Raw genomic sequence first — 12,800 nt, forward strand, 5'->3', positions numbered from 1 at the left:
TCACTCCCCCACTAGCAGAGTTTTTAGCTCTGCAAGACCCTTGAGGTCGAACTCGTTGCCGCCCAACTCATCGAGCATGCCCGCCAAAGCGCTCTCGGCCTGCCGAATGTTTCGGGCGTTGTCTGCGCAAGTGATGCGGTATTTGTCCACCAGCGCTTCGAGCTTGCTGATCAGGCTATCCACCACCAAACCAGGCAGGCGGTGCAACTCATCCACCAACGGCGCAATCCACTTTAGCTCCAACAGCACATTCACCTGCTCGTCGCTCAGCCCTTCAATCGTGGCTTTGGTCTTGAGGTGCAAAGCTGCCGCATCTTTTTTAATGGCGGCTTTCAATGTCTTCTCTTTGGCTAACAGCTCAGCCGCCTGAATGATTTTGGCTTCGTAAGATTCGGGATCAAAAGCACCTGCTGTTTTGGCCTCAGCCAGCAATTGCTTAGCCTCTTTGGCAGCAGGTACAGCAGCGAATTTATCGCCAGCATCATTGAAGGTGTCCTTGGCTTTGTCTTCTTCGCTAAAGCTTTCCAGCAGCTCATCCAGCTTCGCACTCACGTCGACCAAGCTAGATTCCTTTGCGCACAGGGCGTCCAGCTCGCTCTTGTGGTGCGTCTGCTGTACCAGCTCAAAGGGCAGTACGCGGCCTTTGTAGCCGTCTTGCACCTCAACGTCTTTGCCGTCTTTTTTCTTGGTGATGTAGTGGGGGTCTACGGTGCGAGCGGCATCCATACCTTCAGTCTGGAAAATTTCCAGATCAACGGCGATGGGCTGCCAGTGGTCATCGAGTACTTGGTAGGCCTGGTACTTGTCGATCAGTGGCACCGTGCCGACTTTGGTCAAGCGGCTGAACAACTCCTCACAGATCAGCGCCTCTTGCCTGGGCACCTGCAGAGTGAGCATATTGCCGACAAGCGCTTCTTGCAGCCAGGAGCTGAAGCCATCAAAGGCACTAGCAAAGGCCTGATTGAACTGTCTCACCTCGGTGTGCTGGCGCGTGCTATGGGCCAAATCAGCCACCTTGGGCTGCGCGTAAGGCGTGCCATCCAGTGTGAACAAGGCCGCACGCAAGTTGGGAAAGGCTTGCCACACATGAACCAGCGCATCCAGCTCGCTCAGCGGAATACCGCCAAACATGGAGGCATACAAGTCCCAGCTTTCAGCGGGTTCCGAGGAGTCCACATAGCGCGGGATATTGAGGTTGTACTCGTTGGCCTCGCTTTGCAGTTCGGTCTTGGGCACAAGGCGGCTAAAGCCCGGCACGCTGGCGCGAGCGACCACCACATCGGAGATCTTCTTGATGTCACAAGCGCGCAGCCTGTTGTTTTTTCCCTCTTTGGCAAAGCCCTTGGAGGCATCGATAAACAGCACATCGCTGCTTTCGCGCTTTTGCCGCAGCACCAGAATCACCGTGGGGATACCTGTGCCAAAGAAGATGTTGGATGGCAGGCCGATGATGGTTTCGATATGGTCGTTTTCAATCAGGGCTTTGCGAATAGCGCCTTCTTCACCGCCACGGAACAGCACGCCATGAGGCAAGACAATGGCCATGATGCCGCCTGGCTTCAAGTGATATAGGTCGTGGAGCAAAAAAGCGTAATCGGCCTTGGACTTAGGTGTCAGGTCCCGGATGATTGGCTGCTTAAAAACAAGCGCCCTTTGCTCCATGGTCGAGAGGTACTCCAAGCGGTTCTGGCAACATGGCAATCCTCTGCCAAGGAGCTGCTATGTTGATTGCTCTGCACAAGAACGCCACTACTACGCCCGCCACCCGCTTGGCATTGCAGCAAGCCAGTGGTACTGATCGGGAGTTGGCCCAGCAATACGGCATTGGCTTGGACACAGTGCGCAAGTGGCGTCATCGCACTACGGTGCAGGATGCCAGTCATACGCCGCACCGATTGCAGACCACGCTCAATGCGGCACAGGAAGAATTGGTGGTCTATCTGCGCAACCAACTGCTGCTGCCGCTCGATGACTTGCTGGCGGTAGTGCGGGAGTTCATTGAGCCTGCGATGAGCCGTTCTGCACTGGACCGATTGCTTCGCAGGCGAGGTCATTCCAGATTACCTGCACCACCCAAGCCAGACAGCGAGAGCAAACCCTTCAAAGCCTATGAGCCGGGCTACGTCCATGTGGATGTGAAGTACCTGCCCCAGATGCAGGATGAGGACAAGCGCCGCTATGTGTTCGTGGCCATCGACAGAGCCACGCGCTGGGTGTTTATTGCCATCAAACAGCACAAAACAGCAGCGTCAGCCAAATCCTTCCTGGACGCAGTACGCAAGGCAGCTGCGTTCAAGATCCGCACCATCCTCACAGACAATGGAAAAGAGTTCACGGACAGGCTGTTTGGAAGTCGTAGCCGACAAGCCACAGGCGAGCACGAGTTCGATCAGCTGTGCCAAGCACTTGGCATAGAACACCGCTTGACCAAGCCCAAGACGCCACAAACCAATGGAATGGTCGAGCGCTTCAACGGTCGGCTCAGCCAGGTGCTGCGCTCACATCACTTCAACAGCGCCGAGGACTTGGACAAGACGCTGCACAGGTTTGTCTGGCTATACAACCACCACTTGCCACAAAAGGCATTGGGGCATGAAGCCCCAGTGCAAGCGCTCAAAAACTGGAAGATGAAAGTGCCTGATTTATTCGTCAAGAACGTGCGCAATCATCCGGGACCTGACACTTAGGTGCCAAGCCAAAACGGGCATAGCGGGGATCGCTTTCCTTATGCTGTGGGTCCCATTTTTGCGAATATGGGGGGTTTGAGACCACCGCATCCAGGTACAACGGGTTGTAGCTGTTGATGGGGTCTTGTTCATCAAAGTAAGGCCAGTCATCTTCCAGAGTGTCGGCATTGCGGGTAACAATGTTGCTGGGCAAAATGCCGCGCATGATGAGGTTCATGCGCGTGAGGTTGTAGGTATTCTCTTTGAGCTCCTGGGCGTAGTACTTGATATTGCCCTTGTCGCCCATCTGCTTGGCAATCGACTCACCAATGTTGAGCAGCAGTGAACCAGACCCACTGGTGGGGTCGTAGATCTGGATGGTCTCACGGTCCTTCAGATGGTGTGCAATAACTTCAGACATGAGAACCGACACTTCGTGCGGCGTGTAGAACTCACCGGCCTTTTTACCTGCATTAGCCGCAAACATGCTGATGAGGTACTCGTAGATGAAGCCGAGCACGTCATAGCCCTGCTTGCCATCCATGGGGATGTCTTTGATGAGCTGGAGAAGATCGCTGATCGCCTTAGTCTGCTTGCCCGCCGTGTCGCCCAATTTGCTCAGTCCGGTTTCCAGGGTCTTGAAGATGCCGTCAAACAGACGCTTGTGATTCGGGTGGATCAAGCGACTGAATGCCGACAGGGCATCACGCACATTCGAAACGTCGAAATCACCCTGGGCATCAATCCAGGTCGAGAACAGATGCTGGTAGGCGATGAAGTAGCCAATGCTTTCTTGGACGTATTCCGTCGTCTCCTCGTCTTCTTCCGAGAGGGCCTGGATGTCTTCTGAGCTGGCCCCCTCGTCCTTCATGAAGCGCACCAGCTTGTCAGAGAGGTATTTGTAGAATATGAAGCCGAGGATATAGTCTTTGTATTCGTTGGCCTCGATCTTGGAGCGCATCTGGTTGGCGGATTGCCAGATCTTGGCTGCGAGTTGTTGCTTGTTCACGTTGTGTAATTTTTAGTGATTGATCGGTGCTGAGCGGGGTCTAATGGGCTCACATCAGTACACTCAGACTCTGGGCACTAAAGCATTTTCAGACGACGCAGCCTTGACATGCTTTCGACCACATGATCCCGCATCCGCCCAACCTACAGTCTTAGGCTTTGGCAGTTCGGCCATTCTAAAAGCTGGTGTTGTTTGATCGGGGCTAGAAAAAATGCTTAGGCCACAGATACAAGAGAGGCAATGAAGGACCCAGTTCCAGGCGGGTACATCCGGCACATGGGCACGAGTAACGCAGGTACAAGACACAGCGTGAAAGTCCACATAAGCAGGGAGCCGAGAAGTCCAGAAGACCGGGGAACATCGTTCGCTGCGGCATCAAAGGCCCCTGAAAAAAAAGCTTTGCAGCCCATTCTTAGCGATAAATTTCAACGCACTTCACTTCAGTTTGCATCTTTCAGCAAAAGCGCTTTGCTATAGGCCGTGAAGTCTCCCAGATGCTTGGTGATAACGGCTTCCACAATTGGCAGCTGCAGCGCCTGGTAGTCGTGAACGGCAATATTTCTGAAGCCGACCATCTTCTGCAAACGCTCTGCGAGCGTCGCTTCAATCCAACCTGCTTGGGCTAGCAAGGAGAACACGTCACGCGAGCTTTGAGGAATGCCCAAACGCTCTCGTCGAATCAAGTGCTGCCCCATGTCCAACGCAGCTTCGCAAGCTCGTTGCACATTCAAGATGGCTGCGTCTTGACGGGTGTGATCAGATGCAAATGTCGCAGGCGACTTGTCGTACTCTTCCCGCGCCCGCATGACGCAGCGCTCTATGGTCGCCGCCTTGTTAATCAATACATCATCGACCATACACGGTCCCCGTCTTCTGAATGTCATCTAGCAAGCCTGCTCGCGCTTCATCTAAGGCGGTCTTCTGGCTCAGGATAAAGGATTCGTAGAGAGCTGCCTGTTCATCTCTGGCCCACAGTCGCTTGCCTGTTGTCACGATTCGGTACTGCATGACCGTCGAGGCAGAGCGCAGATCCAGCAAGTCAACATGACAGCCCACAATGCCAGCCAAACGACTGCTGAGATCCCAAAGGGCCTCTGCCCCCAGTGACTCATCAGACGTCAAAGCAACATCCAGATCACTTTCAGGCCCAGCCTCACCACTGACCTGGCTTCCGAATGCGTAGACAGCGGACAAGCCTGGGACGGCTTCCGTCAGCGCAAGGACAACCGCGGAAAAGTCTATGGTGCGCAGTGAAGACATGGTCAATTCAATAGAGGACATGGGTAAAAAAGTGCCCATGGCCTAGGAAGTATGCCAGTTGAAGAACCATGTGGTCCATGAATGGGGGAACGATGCATCGCGTTCAGTTTGCACCACCTTTGGACCACGACCTCCTTCTGGGAAGCAGCCGCAAACGCATGAAATAAAGATCTTTTACGAAGACTTTATGCACAAATTGGTGCAAGGCCTTCCAAGCGCTTGAGCTTTTTTCAGGCAGTGTCCACTCGCAGCCTTTCAAAACCCGCAGGCCAGGGGCTTGCATTGACCTGCTCCAATCTCCCTTCTGCATTCCCCATGGACCCAACATGAAATCCGCCCATAGCAACGAAATCTGAGAGCGCGGAGTAGCACGGCTGGCTAGAAGCTCCTTCACCTCTGGCCCCAGCAGGATCAAAGTACAACGAGGCTCTCCCCGCTCTGTAGCCGAGAGCTTAATCAGATGGCCTTTGATTTCAGCGGAGCCCTGCTTTTTCAGATAAGCAACGAATGCGGCAGATTGCTTTAGCGCTTCTTGGAAGTTCTCTGGAAATTCGCACATCAGTTGATGCCGAGCGCGCTTTACTTCCTGACTCGCGGTCAAGTCATGGCCTCCAGAAGTATCAAGGCAAATTTCAAATGCAAAAGCTTCAAGCTGAGGGTAAGCGGCCCTCAGCTCATTCAAATAGCTCTGAATAGATTGATCTGTGTGGTAAGCCTCGTCGTAGAGGCCTTTATTGCGTTTTCGCGCCTGAGGTTCGCGAAGCCTGCCAAGGGTCTCATCCAGACGACGCTGCAGTGCAACGACATCCGCCCTGGTAAAGCGGTGATTCTCTAAGTACAGTTCTGCGTTGGCGCCCTTTATGGCCTCAGCTTCCTGAGCGAGCAATTCCTGAAACAGAAAAAAGTGAGCGCTCTCAACAAAAGCCGCAGAGCGCAAAGGATCCCTCACATCACGAGCAAGCAGCTCCTGCTCAAACCTTGCGAGGTCCAAACAAAGTAGCAAGCGCTCCCCAAGGGCACTGAGTTCCATCCTTTCGCGTGACTCGTTCCATCGGAAGTGAGGACCAGGGACGTTGACCGCCAACGACAGATAGGTGTGCACTGCCACGCGCAGAACTTGCCAAGAGTAGGAGCTATACCACCCCATCCTCAAGGCCAACTCTTCACGCCGGGGAGATCTAAGCCCTCCATACGAACGCGCAATTGGGCGAGTGAACACCAACCCTGCTTCTCGCTCCACCCGTTCAACCGCGTCTAAATAATCCATGTCTCCAAATGCCTTGTCACCAACTACAAGAGCTCTTACCGTCGGGTAGAGCTACCAGCCTTATGTTTGAGCTTAAGGCACTCTGGCGCATGTAACATCAAAGACACTTACAGATACACAAGGGCTAACACCCTGCTCACGAGCTTTCAGAGAGACACCTATGGAACAGACAGCATCACATTCCACCAGCACCCTGTTCACCAAAGCTGATGAACAACGATATCAAGAGCTAACAGGGCTCTACATCGATGGTAAGACTGATGCAGTTCAAGAAGCTGAGTTCCAGGAGTTGCGCCAAAAAAAGATTGCCGCACGCGCGAAACGAGAGCAGTGCATTGCGCAACTAATCAAAGACATCACAGAGCAAGGTATATCGTTTGCCGAGCTAACCAAAGCTGGCTTGAAGGTGCCGGCGATTACTGATCTGTATTCCGACAGCGAAATTCAGAAAGCCGCCAAAGCCTTTGATGTCACCCCTTCGTCAAAGGCTGCAAAGGCCGACCAGCCCAAAATGAGCGGCAAGAAACGTGAAGTCAAAGGCTACATCAAGAGCATCAAAAATCCTGAAAAGATTGTGGATTGGAGAGCTGGTCCCCCGAAATTTTTAAAAGAAGAAGGCTGCTTGGATGCTTACTCGCAAGGTAAGCCTATCGACCAGTGGCTAGTTGCCCCCCAAAATGAGCAGAGCAAGATCAAGTTTCTTCATAAGCTAGCAACGAAGCAGATGCACAAGCAAGAGCCCAATAAAGAGCAACTTGGCGACATCACTGCCGAAGCCTATATGAACCACTGTCGCGATAACGACTTAGCCGTCTAGTTGCTATCGCGGTAGTGTGGTATTTCCAGATGGCTACATTAGGCTGATCAGAGACACTCGTGGCAGGATATCTGAGCGGCGGCTACCATCAAAACTGGTCATTGCAGGCTGACCGAGTTGATGTTGCAAAACCTGAGCTGCGGGGTGTTGTGTTCTTGAGTAAGTCTTCTTTCGTGCCACTGCATTTTTTCACTTGAAGCGCATCCAATTAAGACAGAATGCGTGCGGTCACTTCAGATCGAACGCAAACCAACTGGATAGATGGCGTATCTCATGTATGAGTGCATCCTTTCAATGCCGGTTCAAAGCACTTACCTAGGACCTCTTCATCAAATGAGTACACATACATACAAGGAATTGCTGGCACAACGCGAGGCGCTTGAGCAGCAGATTGCGGCGACTCGCAAGGCCGAAGTCGCTGACGCGGTGCAAAGAATTCGAAGCATGGTTGAGGCATTCGGTCTCACGCAAGAGGATATCTTTCCAACCGCTAAACAAAAGCGTGAGACGGGCTCAATCGCCCCGAAGTACCGAGACCCGGCGACCGGCCAAACCTGGACCGGCCGAGGAAAGCCTCCAAGCTGGATCAAAGACCAAGATCGCTCGCAATTTGCGATCTAGGAGTCAAATAAAAAGCGACCTTAAAGGTCGCTTTTTATTGCGCTGAGAGCAAGGGGATGCCGGCATCAGTGCCACAGTTGCAGGCCATGCGATGACTTATCCCTGCAATCTGGCTCGTGCTTCGCGTTTACCGATCTTGAGGACTAACCGGATACGTTCCATTTGCGTGGCGCGTGGTACGACTTTTCCGCTTTCCCACCGGCTGACCGACAGTGTGGACGCCTCCAGCAGAGTGGCCATGGCTTGCTGGGAAATTCCCAGTGTCTGACGCTTGGCCACCAGCATGTGTGCGTCGAATTGGAAGCGGCGTGACTGTGGTGATGGCTCATCGGAACCATGGTTGGCGACGTCACGGCCACCTGGTTGAAGCGCATTCTTCACGGTTCGCAACTCGGAAACCAGGTCCTTGAAACTCCTCTTGAGCGAGGCGATTTCAGCGCGCTGGGTAGCTACAGTCTTGCGCAGGCCTCCGAGCTCTCCTTTGATTTCCTTGCGCGCCATGCGCAAGACCTCAGTGCGGAATGCATCAGAAAAAGCAGTCATCGTTTCACTCCATCTAGTGAATGGTATGAAGCGTAGCCGCCTCATTCAGGCGGTGCTATCTCTACACCTGAAGTGCCGAGGCAAAAGGCTTACTTCTTGGCCTTTTCCGCTTTGCGCTTGGCAGCCTTGGGATCCACCACGGCCTTGAATTTCGCGCCTGGCACAAATTTGGGCAAGGTTGCTGCGGGGATCTTGAGAGATTCGCCCGTGGATGGGTTCTTGCCTATACGTGCTGCGCGCTTGGCTTGTTTGAAGGTTCCGAAGCCGACCAACTGAACGACATCCCCCTTCTTCACTGCAGTCTGGACGGTCTCGATCAGCGTTTCCAGTACGGCATTCGCAGCGGTCTTGGATAGATTGTTTTTCGTAGCCAGGATTTCAACAAGTTCAGAGCGATTCATAGCCGAGTAGGAAATGATGGGTTGAGAAGTGAGCGTTATATCCTGATTAGAGTAGCAAACCTATCATTGACCGCTCGATGGACATTTGGCCAGATGAGCGTAGGCATCGGCCCCATACAGCACTAGTCTGTGTACGTCGGCAGGGATGTCGTCGCTCTTGGTGGTTGTGTAAACGGTCCCGGGCCAGCCACAGCGGTGGGATCTGCCAGAGCGAATGCACAGTCGAAATACTTTTCAGCCTCCGACCAAGGAGCGCCTTCTTTCCAGAGAGTCAGGAACGCACGGCTGGCATCTACGACATTGGGGCTGATCTGCAGCGTCTGTAGGCCCAATGCCTTGAAGGTGTCTTCGTGGTCGTGCAGACTGCCTACCTGTCCCGCATAGCTGTAGAACTGGCTGATTTTCCCAGGCTGTGTAAAGCGCGGCATGTTTTCGCAGGCCGCACCACTTTCCTGTTGCCGGCCCGCATGGGCCTGCGAGAAGCTGTCTTGCACCATGTGAAGAAGCGCCCCGATGGCCACTTTGTCCAAGTCTTTACGGACCTCGACAATACCTGTGGCCAGCAAATTGGTAGCAGTCATGTCACCCGGGAAATAGCCACCGAGCTCTTGCATATCCAAGGTCCGGATGAACCGATCGGTCGGCACTGCCTTGATCGCCACTCCCCACATGAACTGGGCCCACATTTTCATGCGCTGCAGCGTTTGTGCTGCGGCTTCACCATCGTGAGTAGCCATGGAGTGAAAAAACTGCAGGTCGCCGAAATGCGAACGGTAGAGCAGATAGTCTCCCGGTCCGAATGCCGGCTCGGCAGTCTTGCTCACCGAGCGTTGCTTGGCTGTTTTCTCCGCATCGGAGAATAGGCCTTGCCAGCATTTGGGTTGTGCCGTCGAGCGCAAGGTCACCTTCACATCGCAGCCTGCGACGCGTGGCGGGGACGATCGGTTCAGAGGAAATGGTGGGTCGTCGGGCCAGCGGATGCCATACAGCAGCACCTGGTGTTCACGCACTGCCTCTGTTGTGATGCATGTCCGCTCGGACCCTGCAAGCGCCTGGCAATCCAGAGCATTGAGCGTGATGGCCTCGTGCACAGGATTTTTGATGAGAGGTATGGCTGTGCCGACGAACCATTGACCTACGCCATCCAGGATTTGATTGTTCCCAAGGCTGGTGAGCTTGCGATCGACGTCGCTAATGCGTGGCAAAACCTGAAACGCATGTCCTGAGATGGGCAGGAGGGCCGCAGTTATGATCGTGCGGGCAACGAGCGCTCTCAGGCGTTTTTTAGTCATGGGTTGGCTCCTCCATCCAATCGGTTCTTCAGGCCGGCTCTCAACATGAGAGAAATTCGAAATGGATGGTAATTGCCCAAGAAAAAAAGAACAGTGGGGAATTTCACACTTCATTTAAGCCATGGCCCACGCTGCTTAAAGGATCGCTGACTGGCAAAGAACGAAGAAGGTGTCCCCTTGCTACATAGGAGCCAATTCCCCACTGATGAAAATACAAACTCCAGATGCATGGACAGCGCATGCCCGCGACTGCTGACCACTTCATGAGAGGGCTAAGCCAACCTCGGTTGGTAGTCAACTTAAGGCTGATTACGGTCGGTCAACTTTGACATCTCAGTGACAGCTGCTGCCGATACCGGACATTGCTCATTAATCTGACCGGATGTTCACTGCGCCTCTCAATCCGGCCAGTCGATAAGCCGCTCGGCACCGCACAACGCGACGGCAGCTCATACAAGTTGCGAACTGGCGAAGCCGCCCCTTGAGAGACAGCCTCCATCCTGATCTCGTTACCGCAAATCTGCCGGTCGGACAGATACGCAGCCACGATGCTTGCGATCGGCATTAGAAACATGACACGGGCGCCAGGGCCCATGCGCTCGCTCCTTCAGACGCACCGTGCGCCAATTGCCTTGAGCACGGGGGCGGTTGCCGGAAAGGCCGATCAGCAGCAAATCGCGACGCTCAAGAATGAGATCCTGGCTTTACGCAAGGAACACAACAGCGGCGCGCCCCACCGAGAGGACTTCAACTTCAACAATCCGCGGGAATGAGTTTCCTGGAAGAGCACGCATATCGAAAATTACTGGCCCAGTGGGAAAACGAGCATCCGTTGCCGAGCAACCTGCGCCAGAAGATGCAGGTGCTCAATGCGATGGAACAGGAAGCACGACAAGAGCAAGAGCGCAACTATCCCAAGAACACCATCTACAACCAGGTGACGGAAAGCGTCTGGACCATGTACGTTGCAGGATGCCCGAATGGAGGCTCCGCGAAGCTGTTCTAACCTGCGCTGCTTCAAATCCGCAACGAAGCCGTCAAGGCACAGGACGTCCTGTACTGGCTGCAAGAGCTTTACATCAAGCTTGGCTTGCGTGTCAGAGCCACGATTCGCCTGATGAAATACCTTCGAGGTCTGCTTCCGGCCGGCAGGCAGGCGTGCTCACTGCATTTGACGCTTCGACATGCGCAAGCGTCCGACCTTGGCGCTGAATTCGACTTCTTTGAGGATGCCAGCGATCTGCGCTTCACTAAATCTGGATTGTTTCATTCTGAGACTTCGTCAGGTGGATTCACTATTTCTGAGTGGAGCGACGTTTCCTGGAAGCCTCACATCTGCCCGAGCAATTCACGTTGGCATGTGTTCTTGGTGGAGAGGTTGAGGCCCGATTTCCTTACTTATGAAACCTCTCCCTAGAGACGGGTAGCAACGGCGCCAAGTCTGCTATTCGAGGAAACCTTGAGGTCAGAGCGCACAACACTGAGAGTCTGTTCAAAGTTTTTTGAGCAATAGAACCAAGAAGGCCAAATGGAGAAACTGCAAGCTAGCATTGAGCCACCGCTCGCAGCTCTTCCATATTCCACAGGACTTAAACGTTCCAGAGATACCTTGATACGTTTTTTCGTTGTACCAACGAATGCAAGTATCGACAGCTTCGATGGACTTCCCAATCGTCGTTGATTGCCAATTGCCGGGATAAAACGGCTCCATTTTCAGCCTTCGAAGAAGCCTTCAGATGCAGCATTGTCTGGCGAGCACCCTTTGCGAGACATCGAGCGAACCAACTTTGCATCATGGACCCTCGAGAGCCAGCCTAGCCAGCGGTAGTGAGCTCCACGATCAGAGTGAATCACAGGGCGGCTCTCGCTGCCTTGAACAGCATCAATGGCCGCATCCAGCATTGTGTTGAGGAGGTCTGCATTGGGATGAGCCCCCAACGACCAGCTCACCACCAGCCCATCAAAGCAATCAATGATGGGCGACAAGTAAACCTTGCCAGCAAGAATCTGGAATTCAGTAATGTCGATGATTCATCTCAGCGGGTCCGCTTTGCATGTAAATCAACAGGACGGATATAGTTTTTTTTCCAATTCATTGCGAGCGCGCTTCAACGGCATCAAAAAGGTCTCTTTGAACTCGCTCATGCTGAGTCTCTCGGCCCTGACTGCAATGCTCATGGCGGCAATAGTGTTGCCTTGAGGGTCGCGCACCGGCGCTGCCATAGAGCGCACCCCCAGCTCCAGCTCTCCGTCGCTGCATGACCACCCTGATTGCCGGCAAGTTTCAAGCAGACCTAGCAGCTCCTCCAAGTCAGTCACCGTCTGAGGGGTCAGAGCCACCCGCTCGATCATCTCTAGCCTTGCACGCGCCTCATGTTGAGGCAGTCCTGACAGCAGCGTCCGACCAATCGCAGAGCAGTACACCGGCAACCTAGATCCTATTCCTAGACCCGTGCTCAAGCTGCGCCGAGCGGTCGAACGCCCAATGATGATGGCATCGTCCTCCAACAAAGTACCAAGCGAAGCGGATTCTCTGGTGCGCTCCGACAGTGCATCCAGTAAAGGCTGAGCCAACGCAGGCATGGGGCGCGATGACAGAAATGAATAGGCGATCAGCAGTGACTTGGGCTGCATCCAAAACAGCTTTCCGTCACTCTCTAAATAGCCGAGCTGTACCAGTGTGCTGAGCGAACGTCTGGCTGATGCTGGCGTGGACTGCGTGAGCCTGGCCACCTCCGACAGCGTGAGCCGGGTATGCCGACGGTCAAAGCAAGTCAGTACGCCCAATCCCTTGCGCAGCGATTCCACAAAGTTCTTGTCCTGCATAGCGATCAAATCAAGGTGTTTTCAACATTTTTGCGCATAGCGCAAAAACAGGTTTAACACAAAGTACGACATCCCCATACTGCAGTTCCCCACACAAG

The 12,800-nt window shown here is 53.8% G+C and carries 14 protein-coding genes and 2 pseudogenes; 5 read left to right on the top strand and 11 right to left on the bottom strand.

The genetic code is table 11. The features are described from left to right. Positions 1 to 1,662, bottom strand: coding sequence for an N-6 DNA methylase (locus EAO39_RS18575; RefSeq protein WP_120970434.1), 1,662 nt, complete (start codon positions 1,660 to 1,662; stop codon positions 1 to 3). A gap of 59 nt (positions 1,663 to 1,721) precedes the next feature. Here EAO39_RS18575 and EAO39_RS18580 point away from each other — a divergent pair, with 59 nt between their 5' ends. After that, complete coding sequence (locus EAO39_RS18580; RefSeq protein WP_120970436.1) at positions 1,722 to 2,687, top strand: IS481 family transposase; 966 nt, start codon at positions 1,722 to 1,724, stop codon at positions 2,685 to 2,687. Here EAO39_RS18580 and EAO39_RS18585 read toward each other — a convergent pair. The 4 genes from EAO39_RS18585 to EAO39_RS18600 all read right to left on the bottom strand — a co-directional run bounded on the left by EAO39_RS18585 (position 2,650) and on the right by EAO39_RS18600 (position 6,202). Then, the gene (locus EAO39_RS18585) at positions 2,650 to 3,675 is read right to left on the bottom strand and encodes a class I SAM-dependent DNA methyltransferase (protein WP_240467055.1); all 1,026 of its coding nucleotides are present in this window, start codon (positions 3,673 to 3,675) and stop codon (positions 2,650 to 2,652) included. The two genes, EAO39_RS18580 and EAO39_RS18585, sit on opposite strands and share 38 nt — an antisense overlap. Positions 3,676 to 4,115: 440 nt before the next feature. Continuing rightward, positions 4,116 to 4,532, bottom strand: a complete 417-nt coding sequence (locus EAO39_RS18590; RefSeq protein WP_120970438.1) for a DUF86 domain-containing protein — start codon at positions 4,530 to 4,532, stop codon at positions 4,116 to 4,118. Continuing rightward, on the bottom strand, positions 4,522 to 4,956 hold the full coding sequence (locus EAO39_RS18595) for a nucleotidyltransferase domain-containing protein (RefSeq protein ID WP_240467056.1): 435 nt from the start codon (positions 4,954 to 4,956) through the stop codon (positions 4,522 to 4,524). The genes EAO39_RS18590 and EAO39_RS18595 overlap by 11 nt, the downstream gene beginning before the upstream one ends. An 82-nt stretch (positions 4,957 to 5,038) precedes the next feature. Then, the gene (locus EAO39_RS18600) at positions 5,039 to 6,202 is read right to left on the bottom strand and encodes a hypothetical protein (RefSeq protein ID WP_162989618.1); all 1,164 of its coding nucleotides are present in this window, start codon (positions 6,200 to 6,202) and stop codon (positions 5,039 to 5,041) included. Between the two features lie 160 nt (positions 6,203 to 6,362). Between EAO39_RS18600 and EAO39_RS18605 the strand changes: the two genes are divergently transcribed. Further along, positions 6,363 to 7,019, top strand: a complete 657-nt coding sequence (locus EAO39_RS18605) for a hypothetical protein (RefSeq protein ID WP_120970444.1) — start codon at positions 6,363 to 6,365, stop codon at positions 7,017 to 7,019. 333 nt (positions 7,020 to 7,352) lie between these two features. Then, positions 7,353 to 7,640 carry an H-NS histone family protein gene (locus EAO39_RS18610; protein ID WP_120971251.1) on the top strand — a complete coding sequence of 96 codons (288 nt, stop codon included), beginning with the start codon at positions 7,353 to 7,355 and terminating at the stop codon, positions 7,638 to 7,640. 96 nt (positions 7,641 to 7,736) lie between these two features. On the opposite strand, the gene EAO39_RS18615 is transcribed toward EAO39_RS18610, so the two are convergent. The 3 genes from EAO39_RS18615 to EAO39_RS18625 form a co-directional block, all read right to left on the bottom strand. Then, positions 7,737 to 8,183 carry a helix-turn-helix transcriptional regulator gene (locus tag EAO39_RS18615; RefSeq protein WP_120970446.1) on the bottom strand — a complete coding sequence of 149 codons (447 nt, stop codon included), beginning with the start codon at positions 8,181 to 8,183 and terminating at the stop codon, positions 7,737 to 7,739. Between the two features lie 89 nt (positions 8,184 to 8,272). Beyond that, entirely contained in the window at positions 8,273 to 8,599 is a 327-nt protein-coding gene (locus tag EAO39_RS18620) for an HU family DNA-binding protein (protein WP_276209323.1), read from the bottom strand. Between the two features lie 107 nt (positions 8,600 to 8,706). Further along, positions 8,707 to 9,876, bottom strand: coding sequence for a hypothetical protein (locus tag EAO39_RS18625; RefSeq protein WP_120970450.1), 1,170 nt, complete (start codon positions 9,874 to 9,876; stop codon positions 8,707 to 8,709). A 593-nt stretch (positions 9,877 to 10,469) separates the two neighbouring features. On the opposite strand from EAO39_RS18625, the gene EAO39_RS23035 reads away from it, so the two are divergent. Beyond that, complete coding sequence (locus tag EAO39_RS23035; protein ID WP_240467057.1) at positions 10,470 to 10,649, top strand: hypothetical protein; 180 nt, start codon at positions 10,470 to 10,472, stop codon at positions 10,647 to 10,649. Next, entirely contained in the window at positions 10,646 to 10,882 is a 237-nt protein-coding gene (locus EAO39_RS23040; protein ID WP_240467058.1) for a hypothetical protein, read from the top strand. Before EAO39_RS23035 ends, EAO39_RS23040 begins: the two co-directional genes overlap by 4 nt. Before the next feature lie 486 nt (positions 10,883 to 11,368). Here the strand turns inward: EAO39_RS23040 and EAO39_RS18635 are convergent. From EAO39_RS18635 to EAO39_RS18645, 3 genes and pseudogenes are all read right to left on the bottom strand, one after another. Continuing rightward, a pseudogene (locus tag EAO39_RS18635) lies at positions 11,369 to 11,467 on the bottom strand (IS5/IS1182 family transposase); the annotation flags it as partial. Then, a pseudogene (locus EAO39_RS18640) lies at positions 11,452 to 11,901 on the bottom strand (IS3 family transposase); the annotation flags it as partial. The pseudogenes EAO39_RS18640 and EAO39_RS18635, both read right to left, overlap by 16 nt. Positions 11,902 to 11,937: 36 nt before the next feature. Further along, on the bottom strand, positions 11,938 to 12,702 hold the full coding sequence (locus EAO39_RS18645; protein ID WP_050874090.1) for an IclR family transcriptional regulator C-terminal domain-containing protein: 765 nt from the start codon (positions 12,700 to 12,702) through the stop codon (positions 11,938 to 11,940). Between the last annotated feature and the right edge of the window lie 98 nt (positions 12,703 to 12,800).

Source organism: Comamonas sp. lk (assembly GCF_900564145.1).
Lineage (GTDB): Bacteria > Pseudomonadota > Gammaproteobacteria > Burkholderiales > Burkholderiaceae_C > Comamonas.

Bases quoted from the DNA above. Each gene is read 5' to 3' on its own strand.
- EAO39_RS18575 (WP_120970434.1), bottom strand. From the start codon at position 1,662: ATGGAGCAAAGGGCGCTTGTTTTTAAGCAGCCAATCATCCGGGACCTG.
- EAO39_RS18580 (WP_120970436.1), top strand. From the start codon at position 1,722: ATGTTGATTGCTCTGCACAAGAACGCCACTACTACGCCCGCCACCCGC.
- EAO39_RS18590 (WP_120970438.1), bottom strand. From the start codon at position 4,532: ATGGTCGATGATGTATTGATTAACAAGGCGGCGACCATAGAGCGCTGC.
- EAO39_RS18595 (WP_240467056.1), bottom strand. From the start codon at position 4,956: ATGTCCTCTATTGAATTGACCATGTCTTCACTGCGCACCATAGACTTT.
- EAO39_RS18600 (WP_162989618.1), bottom strand. From the start codon at position 6,202: ATGGATTATTTAGACGCGGTTGAACGGGTGGAGCGAGAAGCAGGGTTG.
- EAO39_RS18605 (WP_120970444.1), top strand. From the start codon at position 6,363: ATGGAACAGACAGCATCACATTCCACCAGCACCCTGTTCACCAAAGCT.
- EAO39_RS18610 (WP_120971251.1), top strand. From the start codon at position 7,353: ATGAGTACACATACATACAAGGAATTGCTGGCACAACGCGAGGCGCTT.
- EAO39_RS18615 (WP_120970446.1), bottom strand. From the start codon at position 8,183: ATGACTGCTTTTTCTGATGCATTCCGCACTGAGGTCTTGCGCATGGCG.
- EAO39_RS18625 (WP_120970450.1), bottom strand. From the start codon at position 9,876: ATGACTAAAAAACGCCTGAGAGCGCTCGTTGCCCGCACGATCATAACT.
- EAO39_RS23035 (WP_240467057.1), top strand. From the start codon at position 10,470: ATGCGCTCGCTCCTTCAGACGCACCGTGCGCCAATTGCCTTGAGCACG.
- EAO39_RS23040 (WP_240467058.1), top strand. From the start codon at position 10,646: ATGAGTTTCCTGGAAGAGCACGCATATCGAAAATTACTGGCCCAGTGG.
- EAO39_RS18645 (WP_050874090.1), bottom strand. From the start codon at position 12,702: ATGCAGGACAAGAACTTTGTGGAATCGCTGCGCAAGGGATTGGGCGTA.